Origin of the sequence: Fontisphaera persica (assembly GCF_024832785.1) — a bacterium.
Classification (GTDB): Bacteria; Verrucomicrobiota; Verrucomicrobiia; order Limisphaerales; family Fontisphaeraceae; genus Fontisphaera; species Fontisphaera persica.
Genome location: NZ_CP116615.1, coordinates 1396162 through 1417754, shown reverse-complemented (window position 1 = coordinate 1417754; position 21593 = coordinate 1396162). Strand labels below are relative to the sequence as shown.

The following is a 21593-nucleotide window of genomic DNA, read 5'->3' as shown; positions in this document are numbered from 1 at the left end:
TTAAACAAAAGCTTTGCTGACACGCTCCGGCACCCCGGTGCGCTGCCGGTAATCCAGAATAATCTCGATGGCCTCCTCCTCGCGATCCACCAGCCTGACCAAATCAAGGTCCCCAGGGCTGATGTATTTCCGGCCTTCCATCTGTTTCTTCATCCAAGCCAGCAGGCCACTCCAGTACTCCGAGCCAAACAAAACCAGCGGGAATTTGGGTATGCGTTGCGTTTGCACCAGGGTGATGACCTCAAAAAATTCATCGCACGTGCCAAAGCCGCCGGGCATGTAGATAAAGCCCATGCTGTACTTCACGAAGCACACCTTGCGAGAAAAGAAATAGTGAAATTCAATCGGCACGTTGACAAAACGATTGCTCTTCTGCTCGAAGGGCAGTTCAATGTTTAATCCCACAGATTGCCCCTTGCCTCTGGCCGCCCCCTTGTTGGCGGCCTCCATGATGCCCGGGCCGCCGCCCGTGATGACGGCAAAGCCATTTTCCGCCAGACCCCGCGCGATTTTCTCGGCCGAGCGATAATATGGGTCCGATGGCTTGGTGCGAGCCGAACCAAAGATGGTCACTGCCGGCCCCACCTTGGACATCGTCTCAAATGAATCCACAAATTCCGCCATGATGCGGAAAATCCGCCACGGGTCCTCTTTTACAAAACCGCTTTGCACCGGTTGCATGGCAACAACCTACGAGCCGCCATGGAAAAAAACAAGTACCAGAAGTATCTGAATAAAATGAACGTAACTAGCTTATAGAGAAGAATATCCAATGATTTTATCTTCCTTTGTCGGTAATTTTCCTTACGCAATAGCAGCGAAGGCACGCAAATTGTCTATGTCACTGGGGCGCAACGGTTTAATCGCCATTCCCATTGCGGTTTCGTCCATACCAGGAACGGTCCCTCCGCGCCGGGAGCACCTCATCTACCTTGGCATAATAGGTCTCTGGGCCAAAGGCATCGTTGACTTCTTTTTCCAAATAATGACTGGGGGTTACGGCGAACGATTCATGGGCTTCGATGAACAAAACCGTGCCATCCGAATGCATCACCGCTAAAAATAGCGGACACCGTCCCCGATGCCTGCAGATGATGCCGAGGAGGCGTTGGAGGTTTTCTTCCGTCAGCGCCTGCCGTTGCAAACGAAATTGAACTTGTTTGGTATAGCGGCGCGGCGCATCCACCAGGGGCGTGATTTCCGTGGGAAAAAGTTTGGGGATATCCTCGTCCATTTGCAACTCACCCACCACCAGCAAGGGAGTATTAGGGACCACCAGCTCCTGATACTGCTCATAAACCTCGCCGGTGAGCAGGATTTTGGCCACGCCTACCATATCTTCCAACGTGGCCATGAGAAAGGGCTTGTTGTTCTTCTTGGAAAGACCTTTTTGCACGGCGGTCACCAGTCCGCCCATGCGCACCATCGTGCCACTGGCCTGAGTCTTGGCGGTTTGGGTGTTGTGGGTGCAGTAGCGGGTGAGGATGCTTTCGTAGGGTTGCAGGGGATGGCCGGTCACGTAGAACCCCAACAGCTCCTTCTCGTACTTGAGCCGTTCATGGAGCGGCCAGTCTTCACCAGCATTGCCGCCCGTTGGCGGGGGTGGTGGCGTTTCCTTGAAGACATCGAACAGGTTGTCCTGGCCTGCCTGGCGGTCGGCATGCATGCTGGCCGCACGCGCCAGCACCGCGTCAATTTGCTCAAACATGGCCTTGCGCGGCTGGCCAAAGCCATCGCACGCCGCCGCTTTGACCAAGGCCTCAAGCACTTTGCGATTCACCGTCCGCGTTTCCACCCGCGCGGCTAAATCGGCCAGCGAGGAAAATGGGCCCCCTTCCGTGCGGGCCTTGATGATGGCATTTACGGCCACCTCGCCGACACCTTTGATGGCTGCCAAGCCAAAACGGATGGCCTTGCCGTCCTGGTCCGGACTGAAGTGAACCTGGCTGTGGTTTACATCGGGTGGCAGCACCTGAATGTTAAACTCCCTGGCTTCGGCAATGAGGATGGCAACCTTTTCGGTGTCGCTCATGTCGTTGGTCATCATCGCGGCCAGAAACTCGACCGTGTAATTGGCTTTCAGATACGCGGTTTGATACGCTACGATGGCATAGGCAGCCGCGTGGGACTTGTTGAAGCCGTAGCCGGCAAACTTGTCGAGCAAGTCAAAAATCGCGTTGGCCTTGTCCGGGGGGATTTGGTTTTTCTCCCAGCAGCCTTTGACAAAAATCTCCCGCTGCTTGGCCATTTCCTCGGGTTTTTTCTTGCCCATCGCGCGGCGCAACACATCGGCTGCGCCCAGGGAATAACCGGCCAAAACCTGAGCCGCCTGCATGACCTGCTCCTGATAAATCAACACCCCATAAGTCTCGCGGGTGAGCGGTTCCAGCAGGGGATGCTCATAGACAATCTCCCGCCGGCCGTGGCGCCGCTCAATGAAGTCATCAATCAGCTCCATGGGCCCCGGCCGGTACAGCGCCACCAAGGCGGTGATGTGTTCAATGGAGCTAATCTGGAACTTCCGGCACAATTCCCGCATCCCACCCGATTCCAGTTGAAACACGCCCACCGTCAGGCCGCGGTTGAGCAGGTCATAGGTCGGCTGGTCGTTCAACGGCAGGCGGTCAATGAGAATTTTGATGCCGCGGGTTTGCTCCACCATCTGGCAGGTGTTGCGGATGACGGTGAGGGTTTTCAAACCCAGAAAATCCATTTTCAACAACCCCAAATCCCCCACCGGCCCCATGGCGTACTGGGTGACGATGGAGCCTTTGTCGTCGGTTTTAAGCGGCAGCAAATTTTCCAGCGGCTCGGGGCCAATGACCACCCCGGCGGCATGCACCGAGGCATTTCGCGTCAAATCCTCCAGCACGAAAGCAATGTTCAGCAGCTCCTGGGTTTTGGGATTTTCCTCATATTCTTTGCGAAAATCCGGGGATTCTTTGAGGGCCTTTTCCAGCGTCATCTTGGGATCGTTGGGCACCATCTTGGCCAGCCGGTCACATTCCCCATAATTCCATCCCAGCACCCGGCCCACATCCCGGATGACTGATTTTGCGCCTAGAGTGCCGAAGGTGATGATTTGGGCCACGCATTCCTTGCCGTACTTTTCCCGCACATAATTAATGACCAGATCGCGGCGGTCATCGGCAAAATCAATGTCAATATCCGGCGGATTGACGCGTTCAGGATTCAGGAATCGCTCGAAAAGCAGTCCGTAGCGGATGGGGTCCACGTTGGATATTTCCAGCAGGTACGTCACCAGCGAACCGGCGGCCGAACCACGCGCCACGCAGGCGACCCCATTGCGCCGGCCATACTGCACAAAATCACCCACAATGAGGAAGTAACTGACGAAGTTGGTTTTCTCAATGACCATCAGCTCAAGGGCCAGGCGCTCCATGACCGCCCGAACCGCCTCCGCCACCACCGGATGCTGGATATTGGCCTCGGGATTGGTCCATAACCCGTCCAACCCAGGCCACGTGGGCAAACGCGTTGGGTCCTCAATGGCCACCGGACGGATGAGCTCGCCTTCTAAAATGGCGTGAATGGTGTAGCGACGGTATAGCCCTTGAATGATTTGCTGGCGCAGGTAGAGCTCCCGGCTGATTCCATCCGGCGGCTGGAAAACGGGATAATTCAATTTGCCGAACTCAATTTGCAAATTGCACTGCTCGGCCACCGCCAGAGTGTTGGTGACCGCCTCGGGGATTTCCGCAAACAGCGCCTGCATTTCCGATGCCGACCGGAGATAAAACTGCCCGGGCTGGTAGCGCAGGCGCCGCGGGTCTTCGCGCACCGTCTGCAGGCCAATGCACAACAGGCAGTCATGTGCCTCCGAGTGTTCCTTTTTCAGGTAATGCACATCGTTGGTGGCCACCAGCGAAAGGCCAAATTCGCGCGCCCATTGGATGAGATGACGGTTGACGTTTTGTTGCTCGGGCAATCCGTGATTTTGCAGCTCCAAATAATATCGCTCTGCTCCAAAGCGCTGCTTGAACCAGTCAATCACCGCGCGGGCTTTGTCCAACTCACCTTTCCGGATGAGCTGAGGCACTTCGCTGTTAAGGCAACCGGACAGCACAATCAGCCCCTCCTGGTATTGCTCCAGCAGCTCTTTATCAATCCGGGGTTTGTAATAATAGCCTTCCAAATGCGCCCGGGTAGCCAGTTTGATGAGGTTGTGATATCCGGTTTTGTTTTGGGCCAGCAGCACCAAATGGTGATAGGGGTCGCGCCCGCTATTGCCCCCTTTCTTGTCCGTGCAACGCCCCGGAGCCACGTATACTTCGCAGCCGATGATGGGCTTGATCCCCTTGCTGCTGGCAGCCTGGTAAAAATCAATGGCGCCGTACATGACGCCATGATCCGTAATAGCCAGCGCTGGAAACCCCATCTGGGCGGCCAGTTCGGCCAGTTTGTCCACCCGGCAGGCCCCGTCCAAAAGGGAGTACTCCGTGTGCAAATGCAGATGAACGAAGTCGGCACGCGACATGCCGCTCATGTTGGAGCGCACCGGCGGATTGTCCAGCGTTTGTTGTTAAAAAGATGACGCCCTCTGGCTGACCTGCCCCAAAATAAGTGGTGGACGTGACCGGCACCAGGCTTCGGCAGGGAGCATCCTGTTTTCCCGATTTTTCCACCTTGCCCATCAAGGAATGAAATGCCAGAATGATTACAAGTTCCCTCAGCGAGCTTGGTTGCAATTTTACGCACTATGAAAAAGTTGATGATGGTTCTGGGAGCAGTAGCCGCAGCGTTTGCCCTGGGCTATTTTGTTTCCGGCCAGCGATGGCACCGCCATTATGCTGCGGAAATTCAGCGCCTCCAACAAGAATGGAGCCAGCAAAATGCTGCGATAGCGCAAGAACCATCCCGCCCCAATCGGCCACTTTCAGGGACAGCGGCGCAGAGCGCGCCGGCCGGCGTACGCCAGGCACTGGAGGGCGGGGCGCTGGTGTCCGCCCCAGTGGCCGCGCCGGGTTTGAGCAATCCGCGGGAGGTTCTGGCGCGCATTCGTGAATTGCATCAGAATGGCGGGCCCAACAGTCAGCGGGCCATCCAGCGCCTGTTGGGCGAGCTGGTTCTGGCAGGACCACAATCCCTGGACGCAATTCGAGAATTCCTCACTTCAGGCGATGGATTGAACATTGATGCGCAAGGCAAAGCCAAAGGTGCCGGCGGCAAGGTCGGCGCTTTGCGTCAGGAATTGTTGCAGGTGGTGCAGGAAATTGGCGGGGAACAGGCTGAACAGCTCCTGGCTCAAATCATGAGTCAGGCCGCCAGTCCCCAAGAAATGCGCCGGGTGGCCCAGGCGCTGGAAAAAATGGCCCCTGGCAAGTATCAGCAAGCTGCCATTGCCGCGGCGACGGCACAACTCGCAAACGCGGCCAATAATCAGGGGGATATTGGCCCGGCCTTGGAAATTCTTGGCAAGTACGGGGATCGCTCTTACGTGCAGCAGGCGCAGGCCATGCTGGTTCAAGCCGACGGGCGCTTGAACAAGGATGCGCTGGACTATTTGCAGAATGTCTTGCGTCAGGACATGCTGCCGCTGGCCGCGCAATTGGCTCAGGACCCCCGCATTACGGATGCCAGGGCTCGCGAGGAGCTGGCCCGTCTGGCCACCGAATATGTGGGGTTGAGCGAGCAGGCCAATCAAATGTGGTACCAGTCGGCGTTAAACCCGCAATTGCCGGATAAATCGCGGGAAAGGCTGATTCGTGAATTGGAGAAAAAGGGCTTTGAGAACCCCAAAAATCCCACTCCTCAGGATATCCAACTGGCTCAGGTGCGGTTGCAAATCCTCGATAACCTGCGGGACCAATTGCAGGCCTCCCCCCAAGTTGGCGCGGTGGATGAAGCCCGGCTGCGGCTGGCGGCAATGGTGGACCCAAATCTGCGCCAAAACACTCCTCCGGCTCCCGATAAGCCCAACAAGCCCAACAAACAACCCCGCTAACGCGCAGATGCGGCGGCCGTATTGCGATCAGTCCAGAGCCTGCGCTGGCTCTACTCCGGGATGATTTCACTTTTCCGGTAAACCATGCCCTGAAACACGGCTACCAGGTCACCGGCATCATCCCGCACTTCAACAGTGTAGGAAGCAAGTTTGGGGTTGCGTGATATCTCGCGTGCTTCCGCCCACAGGGTGCCGGAAGTGCCTGCCTTGAGAAAAGAGATGGACGCGTTGATGGCCACCGCAATGTTGCCATGCGAGTTGCTGGCCGCCGCGAACGTAAAATCGGCCAGGGTAAAAATGGCCCCGCCGTGCACGGTGTTGTAGCCATTAAAATGATAATCTTGCAGCGGCATGCGGCACTTGGCGTAACCGGGGGCCAGCGACAGCAGCTCGATATTGGCGCGGGTGGCAAACCGGTCGTTTTTGAAGAAGCGTCGGATTTTTTCCATAGGGCGCTGGACGTTTAATGGAATTCTCGCGCCAGCCGACGGTTGAGACAATGAAAAAATGGCCCACCGGCTGAAAAGGCAGGTGGCTCCATTCCCGGCCGCTTCTTGGTCATGCCCCCATCCCAAGCTGGACGCACAAATTCTTTTTTGTCCCCAATTTTGGTGAATTTTTTGTTACGAAAAGACTTGCGTTTTTGAGACAACGGAATAATCTCATTTTTACAAATGACAGCCAAACGTGCCACAGCCACAGGCAGTTCTATGTGGTTGCCGGCTAGCCCGCCCTATCCGGCAGGGGGTGCGTGGGCTGTTGTTTAAAACCCTCAAAGCAGTGAGCATCATGAAAACCAAGCCTGTCTCCATGTTCCGTCCAATGGCCCAGACCTTCCGCCGCTGGCCCGCCCGCCTTGCTGCGGTGGTTGCCTACGTGTGCATGACCGTGGTCTTGATGGCCTTTCCCAACATAACGAATGTCGTGGAGGTCGGAGGAGACAACGAAGCCACCGATACCGTCACGGCAAAATGGACCGGCGTGACTTTTAGCAATGGCATGGCAGGTGAATTTCTGGACCCCTTCACCGTGCCCTCTTTTGCCAATGGCGTTTTTGCTTTCGTGGATCGGACCCACACTTGGAAATGGTTTACCAATGGCTTGGGACAACCCGTGGTGCTCCCTTACCTTCAGGGGGCGGAGTACATCATGATTGGCAACGACAACCGCGATAATACCAACATGGTTTTGACCATCTCCCTCGCGGTGCCGTCCAAGGTGTACATCCTGGTGGACAACCGGCTTGGGGAGGCCACGGCCAACCCCAGCGATCCTCCCACCTTCGGGCCCAACAACATGCAGTGGCTGACGAACAATGGCTGGACGGCTGTTATGAATGGCCTTAACCGTGCCGGACGGGCGGACTGGCCGGATGAGGTGGCCAATGATAACTCCAATGACGGCTCACTGAACGATTTCATGTCAGTCTATGTCAAGACCGTTGCTGCCGGCGATGTGCAGACCTTCGGCGCGGACAATGGCGGGCGCAGTGTTTATGGCGTGGTGATTGCTCAAGCTCTGCCCGCCCCAACATTAAATGTGCAGCGGCGCGACAGTGCCCTGAACTTGAGCTGGGCGGCGGTGCCTGGTGCCACCAGTTACAACATCCAGCGTGCTACCACGGCGGGCGGGCCGTACACGCTGGTCACGAACACTGCGCAAACCTCGCTTTTGGATACCGGCTTGGTGAATGGCACCACTTATTACTATATCATCAATGCGGCCTCGGGTTTGGGAGAAGGTTTTTACTCGACGGAAATCAGCGGCATGCCCTTGGCGGCAGTGGCAGACTTGACGGCCACCTATAACAATGGCCAGATTGATTTGAGCTGGCCAGTCGTTACGGGCGCGACCAGTTACAACGTGTATCGCTCATTGGTTGCCGGTGGCCCCTACCAGCTTTTGGATGGCTCGGTGGCGGGCACCAGCTTCACCGACAACACCTTCACCAACGGCGCCACCTATTATTATATAGTGACTGCCGATTTGCCTGAGGGCGAAGGCAGCCCCTCGCCGGAGCGCAGCGTCCTGACTCCGCCCGTTATTGTGGTCCAGCCGCAAAGTGTGAGCGTGCCGGACGGGGGCAGTTTCAACCTCTCCGTCGTGGCGGTGGGGCAGGGGACTTTAACCTACCAATGGCGTAAAGACGGGGCCAATATTGGCACCGGTCCCACTTATTCCAAGAGCAACGCCGTGACCAACGACAGCGGCGCCTATGATGTGGTGGTCCAGAATGCGGCCGGCAGTGTCACCAGCTCGGTGGCTACGGTTACGGTGCTTCTGGTCCCAGTGATTACCCAGCAACCCCAACCGGACTATTTCTTCGCCGAGGGCAGTTTCGGCGGGTTCAGCATTCAGGCTCGCGGTCAGACACCCTTGACGTTCATCTGGCAGAAATTTGACGGCACTGACTGGCAGGTTGTGACTTCGGATGCCCCTGCTTCCAATGCCATGGCGCGCCTGGCTTGGACGGCTGCCGACGCCGGCCAATATCGGGCAGTGATTACCAATGATTTGGGAGCAGTGACCAGCTCCGTGGCCAACGTCACCGTCGTGTTTCCGGTGAACATTACTACGCAGCCGGAGGGAGCAGTGGTCAACGCAGGCGCCAGCCACACCTTTACGGTTGTCGCCTCCGGCAACCTCCTGACCTATCAATGGTATAAGGACGGCCAGCCAGTCTCGGGTGGTACCAGTGCTTCCCTGACCATTAATCCGGTGCAAGTCACCAGTGAAGGCAACTACCAGGTTGTCGTGGCCAACAACTTCTTCAGCCAAACCAGCGCCGTGGCTTTTTTGGATGTGAAGTTCGCTCCGGTGTTCACTACTCAGCCAGCGAATCAGACGGCGATTATTGGGGGAAGTGCCACCTTCACCGTGGCCGTGAATGCCGACCCGGCAGCGACCTTACAGTGGCAGTTGAACGGTATTGATATTCCCGGCGCCACCTCCAGCACGCTGGTCATCAATAATGCCAACATGCAAGACGTGGGACAATATCGCGTGGTGGCGGCCAATGAGCGTGGTTCTGTGACCAGCACGGTGGCCTCTCTGCGGGTGAATTATCCCACCCCCAACTTCTTCGATCCCTTCAACACGGAAGCTGGCTTCAAGAGCACTTATCACACCAACGCGGGCAACTTCAACTGGGTCAGCACTGGCGGTGTCAGCAACTCTCCGGCTCTCGACCTGCCCAACAACGCCGACGGCAGCGCCACCTTGACCAATCGCGTCTTTAATTTCTCCCGGCCGGGCAAGATTATCGGTGTCTCAATGATGGTGAAATTCAAGACGGCAGGTGGTTCGGGCAGCCCGCAGCGCATCCTGCAGCTTGGGTTGGTCCAGGCTCCCCAAAGCCGGCCTAACGCAGATGCCGACAAGCAATGGATCACCTTGCGTTGGGACACCGTGGCCAACAACAGCCCGGAAACTGACTTCCGCTTCCAGAACAAGGAATCCCTCGACACCACCGTGGTGGATGGTTTGGCGGTCAATCGAAATCGGCCGCTCGCCAACCGGTGGTACAAAGTGGTGGTATGGTTCGAAAATGTGGACAGCTACAATATCCGCGTCACTGGCGCGGTGTGGGACTTCGGCAGTGACGGCCTGGCACCCGGCCGCATGATCCACTATTTTGCGCCCACCTTGATTCCCAATTCTGTCATCGCGCGTGATTCCTCTGTCTATATCTCCTTCCGTGGCAACAACGATACCGGCACTGATAACCTCGATGACCTGGCCATCTATGAGGACTATCGCCCGTTGCCTTTGATTGCCTCCGCTCCGGCCTCGCAAATCGTGACGCCTGGCAGCATAGCCACTTTCCGCGTGGGTCTGGAAGGCAGCCTCCTGGCCAGCCCTTCGTTGCAATGGTACGCCAATGGGGTGGCCATTCCGGGAGCCACTAACATTCTCTACCGCACGCCGCCGGCCAATGCTGCCATGAACGGCACGCTGTATCACGTGGTGGCTTCCAGCGCCTATGGCTCGGTTACCAGCAGTGTGGCGCGTTTGACGGTGCAAGGCACGGATACCACCGGACCTACGCTTGTTTCCGCTGGTGCCGCAGGCCGTTATTTGGCCAGTGTGGTCTTCAGTGAAACGGTGGACAAAGCCACGGCCGAGAATCCCGCAAACTACACCGTGACCGGCGCCACCGTGGGCAAGGCCACCTTGTTGGATGACTGGAAGACAGTGCGCCTGGATTTGCTGACCGCCCTGGCTTCTCCCACCTTCTCGGTTACGGCGGCCAACATCGCGGATGCCAGTGGTAATGTAGGCGGTGGCACGGTGGCCACCACCGGTTGGGATTGGAATTTCTTGGGGACGAACATCGGCTATCCGCTGGTCTATGGAACGGTAGAGGCTGCCCCCGCTCCCAACGCCATTGATTTCTCCGCAGGTGGCTCGGACATCTGGGGAAATAGCGACCAAGGCTACTTCTTCCTGATTCCGCGCACGGGTGACTTCGATATCAAAGTCCGCGTTGAGGAAATCGTGCGGGCCACGGAAACCTTGATTATGGAGCCGCAGAACTCCTCTGACCTGGCCAAGTTTGGCCTGATTGCCCGTGATGACTTGTACTCTGCCGCCCCATGGGTCACCGTGCATCCCTTCCCGCCGGCCACCTCCATGCTCTGGCAGGGGCTGAACCGCTTCGAGGCTGGCCGTCGTGCCACCCCGGCAGATGGTGCTGCCACCATTCACAACGCCGGCACACCAGTGGTTACCTTCCCCAACTGCTGGATTCGTCTGCGCCGCGCCGGTGACACCTTCACGCCTTATTCCAGCACCGACGGCACCAATTGGACGGTTTTGACGGGTTCATATACCAAGAGCTCGCCGGCCACCATGTGGATTGGGTTGATGGGCACAGTGCACTACAACGCCAACTGGTACATGGGCAAGGCTTCGGGCCGCTTCCGTGACTTTGGCGACTTCACTTATCCGGGGGCTACTGTCACCATCACGACTGACCTGGCGGCATCGGCCAACGTTAATGACGGCAGCACACTGGCGCTTACCGTTGCCGCAACAGCCACCGTGGCCCCGGCTTCAGAAATTCGGTACATCTGGCAACGGGCCAATCCGGGCAGCAGCACCTTTGTCACCATTCCAGGGGTGGCTTCTACCAGCGCCTCCTACACCACCCCGGCCTTGCGCTTATGGAGCGACCATGGTGCTCGTTATCGTTGCATTGTTCAGGTCCCCGGTGCTCAAGCCATCTCCACCGAATTAACGGTGAACATGGCCGGTGACACCACGCCTCCCACGGTCTCCTCGATGGTTGTGGCGCCCGGCTCAACCAACTGCCTGTTGGTGACCTTCTCCGAGGGCATGAGCCTGTCTTCGCTCACCAACATCAGCAGTTACCTGGTGCTGGATGCCAACAACACCATGGTGCCGGTGTTGAAAGCCGAACCTTTCGGCAACAACTCGCGCGTAGTGCTCACGTTGGGCACCCTCCTCAACCCAGGAGCAAATTATAGTGTGACCTTTATTAACATGACCGACGCGGCGGACAACCCCATGGCAGAAGTTTCCCGCACCAACACCGCCCCCAACTACGTCAACAACCCCATCCTGTTTGAAATGTGGCAAAACGTGCCCAACTATGGCGGCCGTTTGCAGGACCTTATCTATCACCCGCGGGTGCTGGGCACCTTTGCGGATGTGATTTATTACACCAACGCTCCGGTGTTTAACTTCCCGAACTTTATTGACTCGACCCTAAATAACTATGGAGCTCGTATTCGCGGCTATTTTGTGCCGCAAAGCTCCGGTTTGTACCGCTTCTGGATCAAATCGGACGATGGTTCCCGCTTATTCATGAATACCAACGCGGTGAATAGCTGGGATCCTTCTGACGCCGTTCTGATTGCCTATACAGGTGGCTCTTCAGGCACCAACTACGGCACTGGCAACCGCTATCAGTTGGGTGGCGTGGATATGGTGGCTGGGCAGCGTTATTACTTCGAATTCATCCACGCTGAAGGAACCGGTGGTGATGGTTTTGGCATTGCTTACACCATCAACAGCACCACCACTCCGACCTCGGATTCCTTTATTCCAGCCTCGTTCTTCCAGCCGACATTAGGTCCGGTGAGCATTCAGGAAATCACGCCTGCCATGCCATTGACCTACTACGGGCGAGTGGTCTTAAAGGCCAAAGGCATACAAGGAGCAGGCCCGTATCTCATGCAATGGTTCCGTAATGGCGTTCCCATTCCGGGCGCTTCTGGCCAGGGATACACCTTGGAAATCAATGCCACTCCTGCGGAGGCAGGTGCCGTTTATACTTACGTCGTCAGCAACCTCTTCAGCCGGGCCGAGGCCAGCGTCACCATTGCTTTCGCGGAGGACCCAACTCCGTTGCAAATCGTGCGCTTGCGCTCAGAAGCCACCATGGACGGTGCCATAATTGAGTTCAACCGTCCCGTGGATCCGGTTTCTGTGTTCACGCCTAATGCTATCCAGGTGGGGGGCGGATTGCCGGTGATTGGCTGGCGTCTGCGCTCCGACAACCGGGCCATCTTCCTGCAGACCGGCCTGCAAAGTGATTACACAACCTATCCGTTGACCCTCACCGATATTCGAGCGTCGGGCCCCAATGGGCCGTCCTTGACGGTGACGACGAATTTCACCTCGCATTTCATGGTGCAAGGCTTTGTGCGCGTGGAACGCTATGACGAAATCGGCAAGTGGGATTTCGTGGCGCCCGGCACGCCAGCCAACGGCATTTACCTCAATCAAAAGTTCGTGGACAAACGACCGGATGTGGTAGATGTGCGGAACATCTTCAACTACGCCCCGGCCAACATGGAATACTATGGCGCACGGGTGATTGGCTGGTTCGTGCCGCCCGAAACGGGTAACTACGCCTTCTATGTGCGCAGCGACGACGGTTCCATTTTGTTTGCGAACCCGACGGGGCCAGCACCGGACGGCAAGCAAATCGTGGCACGCGTTGAAGGAGCCAACGTGGCCTACAATAACAACCTCAACGGCAATCCGCGTTACTCCGTGGCACCATTGACTGCTGGCCAGCGGTACTACGTTGAAGCGGTCATGCAGGAGGGCACCGGTGGCGACTACGTGACCGCTATCATTCGCGGCCCGAATAACTACTATGTGCCTTCTGACAACACCTCGGAACCGGGCACCAGCGGTGCCTACTTCCTAATGCCGGTGGCTCCGGAAAACCGGACGGATGTCTATGTGCTGCAATCGCCCGGCACGGTGACGGTGGCGCCGGGACAATCCGCCACCCTGACCGCCATGGCGGCAGGTGTGGATACACGCCTGCCCGTCCAATACGTATGGCAACGAGAAACGGCGTTGGGGTCAGGGGTGTTTACGAACATTCCTTACGCCCTGACCAGTACTTATGTCACCCCGCCGGTGAGCGAGCCGACCAACCGCTTCCGCGTGATGTGCTACACGCCCAGCGGTTTTGCAAGCGCCATTGCAACGGTAGTGCTGTCAGCTCCGGATAACGTGGGCCCGGCCATCATTGGGGCGCAGGTTCGCGTGGCCAACCGCGACCAGGTGAGGGTTATGTTCAACGAACCGCTTGCGGCAGCCTCCGCGAACAACCCGGCCAATTATCGGATAACAGATGGCATTGCCGATGTGCCCGTGGTCTCCGCGGCGTTGCAGGCAGATGGTACGACGGTGTTGTTAACGCTGTCTCAACTCCTCCTGCCCGGAGCGGCCTATAACGTCGTGGTGAACAACCTCACGGACTCTGCGAACCCACCCAATCCGGTGGCTGTGGATACGACCTACAAGTTCTGGGTGCCGCAAGGATACATTGTCCGCAAACAATACAACTTCACCTCTGGCAACAATCCTGGCTCGTTGGCCGCGTTAACCAACACCGCCGTGTGGATTAACGACCAGCCCTCGGTCATTGAATTCATGACCACTCCAGACAAGCCACAACTCAGCCCTGCCTTGGATTACTATGCTACGCGTTTCCAAGGGTTCTTGATTCCTGACCGTACGGGCAATTACACCTTCTACATCGCCTCGGACGACAACAGTGAGTTGTACCTGAGCACCAATGAAAATCCGGCCAATATCCGGCTTGTCTGCTATGAGCCAAGCTATGGCAATGCGCGGGATTGGACCAGCAATGCCAGCGGCCGCCGGGGTATCAATCCTGCCACAGGAATCCAGGCGAACATATCTGTGCCCATCTTCCTGCAGGCTGGGAAGGCTTATTACATCGAAGTGCGCCATCGCGAAGGCAGTGGTGGCGATTACGTGGCCGTCAACTGGAAAGGCCCCAATGATGTTGATCCCGTGAATGGCGTCATTTCCCGCATTGGACCTGACAACCTCTCTGGGCCGATACCCAATACCTTTGCCCGGGTGACAGGCATGCCGGCCAGCCTCACCACCAATGAACTGGCCACCGTCACGTTTGCCCCCGTCATTGATGGTTATCCGCTGTTTGGCATCCAATGGCGCACCAACGGCGTGGCTGTGCCCAATGCCACCAACCGCACCTATACCACCCCTGCTTTGTCATTTGCCGCACACAATGGCATGTCGGTGGATGTGGTGGTGGTCACTGCCTATAACGCTATCACCAGCAGCCCGACGGTCATCCAAGTGGTGCGCGACCTTGAGGCGCCCACGTTGGTGGCGGCTCAGGGCGGCTTCCGTGGCACGCGCGAGTTCTGGCTGCGCTTCAGCGAGCCGGTCTCGGCTGCTTCGGCCGGCAACACCGCCAATTACCTGGTGACCAATGATGCAGGAGCGCTTACCGTGACCAGCGCAATCCTGCTGGGCAACAACCGCGATGTGTTGTTGACCCTGAACCCGCCGCCGACTGAGGGGGCCACGTACACCGTGGTGGCGGCCAACATTGCGGATCGCGCAGCGACGGCGAATGTTGCAGGCGATTTGGTGGCCACGGTCACCGCGTGGTCGTTCACCACCAACTTTGTGTATTACGAGCGCTACACCAACATTGCCGGCTCGGCGATTACCGACCTTACCAACAACGTCAAATATGCGGCATTGACCGCCGATGTCACTGGCTACACCAACCAGGTGAACCTCGGCAATAATCTAACTGATGCACTCTGGAACAACTACGGTGCGGTGATGCGCGGCTTTTTCACCCCGCAGGTCAGCGGGCCGCATGTCATTTACGTGGCCCACGATGATGCCGTAATTGTTCGTGGCAGCATTGACGACAACCCGGCCAATGCTGTGGAAATTATCAATCAGCCTTGCTGCCAGGGCGCATTTGCGGATGGTCTGCGCTCGTTCACCAACAACCTGGTGGCGGGCCAGCGGTACTTCTTTGAAGTGCTGGGCAAGGAAGGCGGTGGCGGCGATTACTTCCGCCTCGCCATCCGTCCGTGGATTGATGTTTCGGATCCGGCTTGGACTGATCCGGCTACCCTGCCTCCTCTCAGTGGCTCCACCATTGGCGCATATGCGCCTGCGTCTGCGGTCACGATTACTCAACAGCCGCAGGGTGGCAGCGTGCTGCCGTATCGCACCGCCACCTTGTCAGTCGGAGCCACGGCTGAGCCGCTAAGGGCGGCTGAGTTTCTGGCCTATCAATGGCGCAGCAACGGTGTGAACATTGCTGGCGCCAACGCGCCGACTTACACCACACCGATTCTTACACCTGACTTGGTGGCCGTGGATTACTCAGTAGTGGTCATGGCGCCGGGTGCCGCCCCGGTAGAAAGCGCAGTGGCCACTTTAACCATTGGCGCCGACACCGAGCCGCCCGCCATCGAATGGGCGGCCACTTTGGACGGCTATACCCTGTATGTGCGATTCAACGAAATGTTGGATACGACCCTGTACAACCCGGCCGATACCACCCTCTACGGTATTGACCTGGGCAATAACAACAGCATCGGCTTCTCAGTGGGCGAGCTGTTGCCGGATGGACGGACGGTCAAACTGTCGGCGGATGCCTATCTGCCCAACGGTTGCCAATTGGTCATCCAAATGGCCTATGACCGGTCGCTCAACCTCGCCTTCAACCTCACTGGTGCGGTACTCAATTACGGCTACACCTCCGTGGATATTGGGCTGGGGACGGGCCAACTCACAGCTCCCAGCGTGGTGTCCATGCAGGATTTGGGCGTTATTAGCGTCAACTGCGATGGCGCGGATATTTGGGGCACGGCGGATGGACAACACCTGTTGTACCGCCGGGTTACGGGCGACTTTGACGTCCGTGTCCGCGTGCAAAGCCTGACGCAGGCCAATGCCTGGACGAAGGCAGGCATCATGGCGCGCGAAACCACCAACAATAACAGTTTCAACATGTACATGTGCTCCACGCCACGCGGAGGCCAGAATACCTTCTCCTTCCAGTGGCGTGATGCTGCGGTGGCGCCGAACTCCCAGAGCACGGGCGATGCCGCCATCGGCTTGGTACGGCCGCCGCTGACGGATTACCCGAACAACTGGGTGCGCCTGGTGCGCCAGGGCAACAACTTCTCCGCCTATTACAGTTATGATGGCGTGAATTGGACGCTGCACTACACCCGTGTGGCCGCCCTTGCCCGTACGCTGTTGTTAGGTCTGGCCACGACGTCGCACGACATGAACATCCGGGCGACGGCGGTGTACGACAACCTGTACTTCCCGCCGGCGCCGTCGGTGGCGGTGGATCCGTCGCTGGAGAACGTCCAGGTCAACTTGGGCGCCACGGTGACGCTCACGGGTAACATTGTGAACCCGCCGAACAGCGGCCCGCTCACCATCAAATGGTTGAAGAATGGCGTCGTCATCCCGGGCGCCAACAGTGCCACGTTGGAACTGGCCAACGCCCAGGCGGCGGACAGCGGCGTGTACGTCCTGGTGGCCGGCAACCACGGTGGCGAAACCTCCAGCCAGCCGTTGAATGTCACCGTGGTCAACCAGCGGCCTGTCACGGGGGCTGACACCCTCACGACCCAGGCGAATACACCGGTCTCTGTGCCTATTGCCCAGTTGCTGGCCAACGACAGCGATCCGGAAGGGGCCACGCTCAACTTCGAGCGGGTCTATGCGGGATTGCCGCGTGAACTGTCCTTCAACTTCAACGACGGTCTCCTGCCGCCGGATACCATGGTGTATGGCAACGGCTACATTGACGCGGCGGGCGGCGTGGGCAACAGCGGTGTTCTCAAATTGACGGATGCCGTGAGCAGCCAGAATGGCAGCTTCCTGGTGAATGACTCCACCATCAGCTCCATGGCGGTGTCTGAGTTCACCATCCGCGCCAAGTTGTTCATTGGCCGCGGCTCGGCCAATGCGGCTGATGGCATCAGCATCAACTTCGCGACTGACCTGCCCAATGGCCCGGCGCCTGGCGCGGCCGAGGACGGTGTGGGAAGCGGCTTCACGGTCAACATTGACAACTACAACAGCGGCGGCAACGAAGCTCCAGCCATCGAGGTCAAGGTTGGCTCGTGGATGCTGCGTTACCCAATCGCCAAGATTAGCATGACCGACTACCAGGACCTCTACATCCGCATGGATGCAGACGGCACGGTGGACGTCTCCTTGGGTGGGGTTACCTACTTCAATAACATCCAAACCCCGTACCAACCCATCAGCGGCGGACGATTCGGCATCTTCGCCCGGACAGGTGGCGAGTTCGAGGCGCATTGGGTGGACGACCTCTACATCCTGGCAGTACCGCGTAACACGGCGCAAGGTGGCACGGTCACCGTGTCCGGTTCGCAGGTAATCTACACGCCGCCACCTGCGCTGTGTGGGTCGGATACGTTCTACTACGCCGTCAACGACGGGCAGGCCGGCAGCCGGGTGTATCAGGCGGTGACCATCATCGTCACGGAAACCACGCCTGAGCCGCCGGTGTTCGTCACGGGTCTGCAAGACCAGATGATTGGGGCGGGTGCCAACCACCTGCTGGCGCTGCCAGACCTCCGCTCACAAGTTCAGGTGACCGACAATGGTTGCTACGTGGTGATTGAGCAAATTCCGGCGCCGGGGACAGAGTTGGCACTGGGCAACCATACGATCACCCTGATTGCAACTGATGGCATCGGGTTGACGGCCACCAACACGGCCACCATCACGGTCTATCCGACGGTGGCGCCCATTATCACCACTCAACCCACTAATGTCACGGCGGCGGCCGGCACCACGGTCACCTTCACCGTGGCCGCCATCGGTGGTGACCCGGCCTCTTACCAGTGGAAGAAGGACGGCGTGGACATTGAAGGTGCAACCAATGCCACATTAACGTTGACCAATGTCATGCCTGTGCAGGCGGGTGTGTACACGGTGGAGGTGCGCAACAGCGTGGGCAGCACGCTCAGTGAGGAAGCCACCCTGGTGGTGACCATTGTTGAACCGCCGCCTCCGCCCAGCATTGCGGCGCCAGTCTTTGGCCCTTCGGGATTCTCCTTCACCGTTGAATCCGTGGCGGGTGTCTGGTATTGGATCGAGTACAAGAACGATCTGAATGACGCCAACTGGCAGCGGTTGCCGGCGGTGCAAGGCACGGGTGGCATCTTGACGCTAACGGATTCGTCGCCGGCTGCAGCCAACCGGTTCTACCGCGTGGCAGCCAGCCCAACAGCGCCGTAAGGCAAAGCTCGCGCCGCAAGGTGCGAAGCTGAAAATTCAAAGGCCGGGGAGCAATCCCCGGCCTTTTTATTCAAACAACTCAAATCGTGCTCCAACAGTTAGTAAAGTCCCATCGCTACGGTCAGAAGCTCAGTAGTACCTGCCAGATGAAGAGGTTGCCAAAACTGTCAGTCATTTCCCAAATACGCTTCACCAGCTCGGCATCGCCGGTAATCTCCGGCAACTCCTTCACCTTGTCCTCCCATGGGAGACAAACGCCGGGGCGGCGGCGGGTGACAGGCCAGCCCTCCAGACCGCGCAATCCTTGGCGTGAGGGGTCGTCACGGTGTGGCTCCGGCAAGGAGGGAGTGTAGGCGGGACCGGAGTACTGGCCATACTCCCGGAAGGCCTGGGTGAACGCCCGCATGTTCTCGATGCTGGTATCGTTTTGCATGATGGCACTGGCGTCGGCAATGTAACCCCCGTCACGGGCCACCTCCTGGGCCACCTTGCGGCAAAATTGCCGTACCTCTTCCGGTTTGCCATAACTCAACAATACATTGGGAATGCCACCGCTCAGGCAGAATCTATGTCCCAGCTTGCGGTGCACCTCGAAAATATCCGCCCGGTCCACGTGATAGACCATGCTGCGCTCGGGCAGGGTGGCAAAGTCATCCAGATGCGCATTCCAATTGCCCTCGGCGTAAAACAGCGTCTGGTATCCGTTTTTCCAGAACTCCTCGATAATCGGCTTCAGCGTGGGCCAGTAATGCGACTTGAACTGAGCCGGAGTAATGAATGGCACGCATCCCCGGTGCATCCAAAAACCAATGGGCAGCTTTTTCTCCGGGTCGGCTGTGGTCAGGCCAACATGGCAGAGGTGGGGCGCCAGGGCTTCGCACGCCTTCAATACCTTGTCCGGCTGCTCATGCATGTCCATCGTCAGTCCCACATAGCCGCGCAACTTATCAGCGATGATGTCGAATGGCGCCTTGAAAATGCCGGCAATGGCGGAAGGGGTGCCGCATTCCGAGCGCATCAACGCAATTTGCCGGCCAAAACTGTGGAAGTAATGCAACATGGCCATGCCGCCTTTGACATAGGCCAGGTTGTTGCGATACGTGCAGGGATCGCCAATGCGGCAAGCCTCGGCGCAAACGCGAGGAAACCACACATTATAAAGGAAACCAGTGGGGTCTTCAATGAGCGCGTCATACTCATCGGCGCGCATGAATGCCTCATCTTCCGGCGGCTCGATGTAATTGAACCCGGTGTCTGGCGGCATCCCAATTCCCGGGATGCCATAATATCGCAAGCCCATCGCCTGGGTCAGTCCGGTCCAGACATATACCATGTTGGGCACAATGGCATCCCAGTCAAAATCACGGGCGCAAATGCGGGCAGCCTCAAAGGCCTTTTCAAAATCATGGGTCACCTCCTGGCAGGTGTACCCCGCATATTTTGCGGTGAACTCCGCCACAAAGGGACGGATGGGAATCATGTCGGGCTGCTCATGGCGCATGGCCGCCACGTAACGACGCAGGCGCTCCTGGTATAATTTTTCCGTATCCATAATGGGCTTTGGCGGATGAATGCTAATGCCAGATTCTCTGTAAAAGCCAGCAAAAAGGGAGAGTCACCGGAAAAAGGCGGGCTGTGCTTTGACGAAAACTTCTTGCCTCCGGCAAAATCCACCACTCAAAGCCTTGATTTACCACCCGGACCTTCGCTCCGAGGCTTTCCTGTCAGGAGACAAACATCGGCTTGGGGAGGAGGGAAGGATGAGGCTGGGCGGGTTTGTGGAATTGTCCAAACTATGCCATAATGGGGACACGCGTTTTTAACACAAACTGAATATGGAAATTACCAGAACGGCTTTCGGCACTTGGAATGGCGGGCGTTTCATGAATTTCGGAGTGCCTATTGAGGAAGAACGCTACCAGAAACTGGTGCATCTGGCCTTTTATCGCGGCATTCGCACGTTCATCACCGCGGACGTCTATGGCACGGGCGCAGCCGATGAATTGCTGGGACGCTCCTTGCGGGGCCTGCCGCGCTCCGAATACGCCCTGGTGGCGGCCATTGGCCACGATTTTTATCAAGGCCGCCGGGAAGGCTCCAAAGGATATCCACGTTTTACTGATGAACGCCTGCGTTTGCCCGCTGAATACGCGGATTACCTGCGTATGGCCACCGAGAAATGTCTTGCGCGAGTGGGCGTGGACTCATTCGACTGCGTGCTTCTGCATAATCCGGATTACATCGGGTACAGCTCGGAAAAGGTATGGAAAGGCATGGAGCGCCTGATGGACGCGGGATTAACCAACAGCGTTGGAGTGGCTCCCGGGCCGGCCAATGGCTTTACCTTGGATTTGCTGCTTAATTTTCATCGTTTCGATGGACTCGTGAAATGGGCCATGATCATTCTCAATCCGCTGGAACCTTGGCCGGGAACCTTGTGCCTGCGGGCCGCCCAAGCTCACGGGGTTAAAACCATCACCCGCGTGGTGGATTGTGGCGGTCTATTTCACGATGATGTCAAACCGGGACATGCTTTTCCTCCGCAGGACCATCGCGTTTTCAGACCTGCTGGATGGGTGGAGGAGGGCAATCGGAAACTGGAATTGATGCGGCCCTATGCCAGGAAACACGGCCTGACCATGCTGCAACTAGCCAGTGTTTGGAATCTGGGGCATCCCTCCGTTTCGTGCGTGGTCCCCACCCTCATTGAAGAGCTCGACGGGCATAAATCCATTGAACAAAAGGCCTGTGAGTTGGCCGAAACTCCGGAGATTAAACTATCTGAAGAGGAATTAACGGCCATTGAGGCGATAGGACAAAACCGCGGATGCATGCACCTGAAGGGCGGCAATCCGGAGCACCAGGGCGCAGCGCTGCCAGACCGTTGGGGTTTAACCCCCGATTTGGAGCTTATGGCCCAGCAATGGGGAATTCGCCCTCAGGAAGACTTGGTATGCACTGTCGCCACCGCCACTTAAAACTTCGGATGCTAATAAAGTGGCGGCCGTCAATTTGCCGCCCCCCCATATACAACTGTCCCAGA

The 21593-nt window shown here is 57.6% G+C and carries 8 protein-coding genes; 3 read left to right on the top strand and 5 right to left on the bottom strand.

Features of this window, described 5'->3' with window-relative positions:
• Together NXS98_RS04895 and dnaE are read right to left on the bottom strand one after the other, a co-directional pair.
• A complete protein-coding gene (locus tag NXS98_RS04895) occupies positions 1-681 on the bottom strand; it encodes an LOG family protein (RefSeq protein ID WP_283847357.1) in 681 nt (226 codons plus the stop codon).
• A 178-nt stretch (positions 682-859) separates the two neighbouring features.
• Positions 860-4498 (bottom strand): DNA polymerase III subunit alpha, encoded by a 3639-nt coding sequence (dnaE, locus tag NXS98_RS04890; RefSeq protein ID WP_283847356.1) that lies wholly within the window; start codon positions 4496-4498, stop codon positions 860-862.
• 222 nt (positions 4499-4720) lie between these two features.
• Here dnaE and NXS98_RS04885 point away from each other — a divergent pair, with 222 nt between their 5' ends.
• A complete protein-coding gene (locus NXS98_RS04885) occupies positions 4721-5965 on the top strand; it encodes a hypothetical protein (RefSeq protein WP_283847355.1) in 1245 nt (414 codons plus the stop codon).
• A 50-nt stretch (positions 5966-6015) separates the two neighbouring features.
• Here the strand turns inward: NXS98_RS04885 and NXS98_RS04880 are convergent, their stop codons facing one another.
• Together NXS98_RS04880 and NXS98_RS04875 are read right to left on the bottom strand one after the other, a co-directional pair.
• A complete protein-coding gene (locus tag NXS98_RS04880; protein WP_283847354.1) occupies positions 6016-6414 on the bottom strand; it encodes a PaaI family thioesterase in 399 nt (132 codons plus the stop codon).
• A 14-nt stretch (positions 6415-6428) separates the two neighbouring features.
• Positions 6429-6665, bottom strand: coding sequence for a hypothetical protein (locus tag NXS98_RS04875; RefSeq protein ID WP_283847353.1), 237 nt, complete (start codon positions 6663-6665; stop codon positions 6429-6431).
• Between the two features lie 89 nt (positions 6666-6754).
• Between NXS98_RS04875 and NXS98_RS04870 the strand changes: the two genes are divergently transcribed.
• Complete coding sequence (locus NXS98_RS04870) at positions 6755-18550, top strand: immunoglobulin domain-containing protein (RefSeq protein WP_283847352.1); 11796 nt, start codon at positions 6755-6757, stop codon at positions 18548-18550.
• A 121-nt stretch (positions 18551-18671) separates the two neighbouring features.
• On the opposite strand, the gene NXS98_RS04865 is transcribed toward NXS98_RS04870, so the two are convergent.
• Entirely contained in the window at positions 18672-20102 is a 1431-nt protein-coding gene (locus NXS98_RS04865) for a uroporphyrinogen decarboxylase family protein (protein WP_283847351.1), read from the bottom strand.
• A 283-nt stretch (positions 20103-20385) separates the two neighbouring features.
• Between NXS98_RS04865 and NXS98_RS04860 the strand changes: the two genes are divergently transcribed.
• Complete coding sequence (locus tag NXS98_RS04860; RefSeq protein WP_283847350.1) at positions 20386-21528, top strand: aldo/keto reductase; 1143 nt, start codon at positions 20386-20388, stop codon at positions 21526-21528.
• Positions 21529-21593 lie beyond the last annotated feature (65 nt).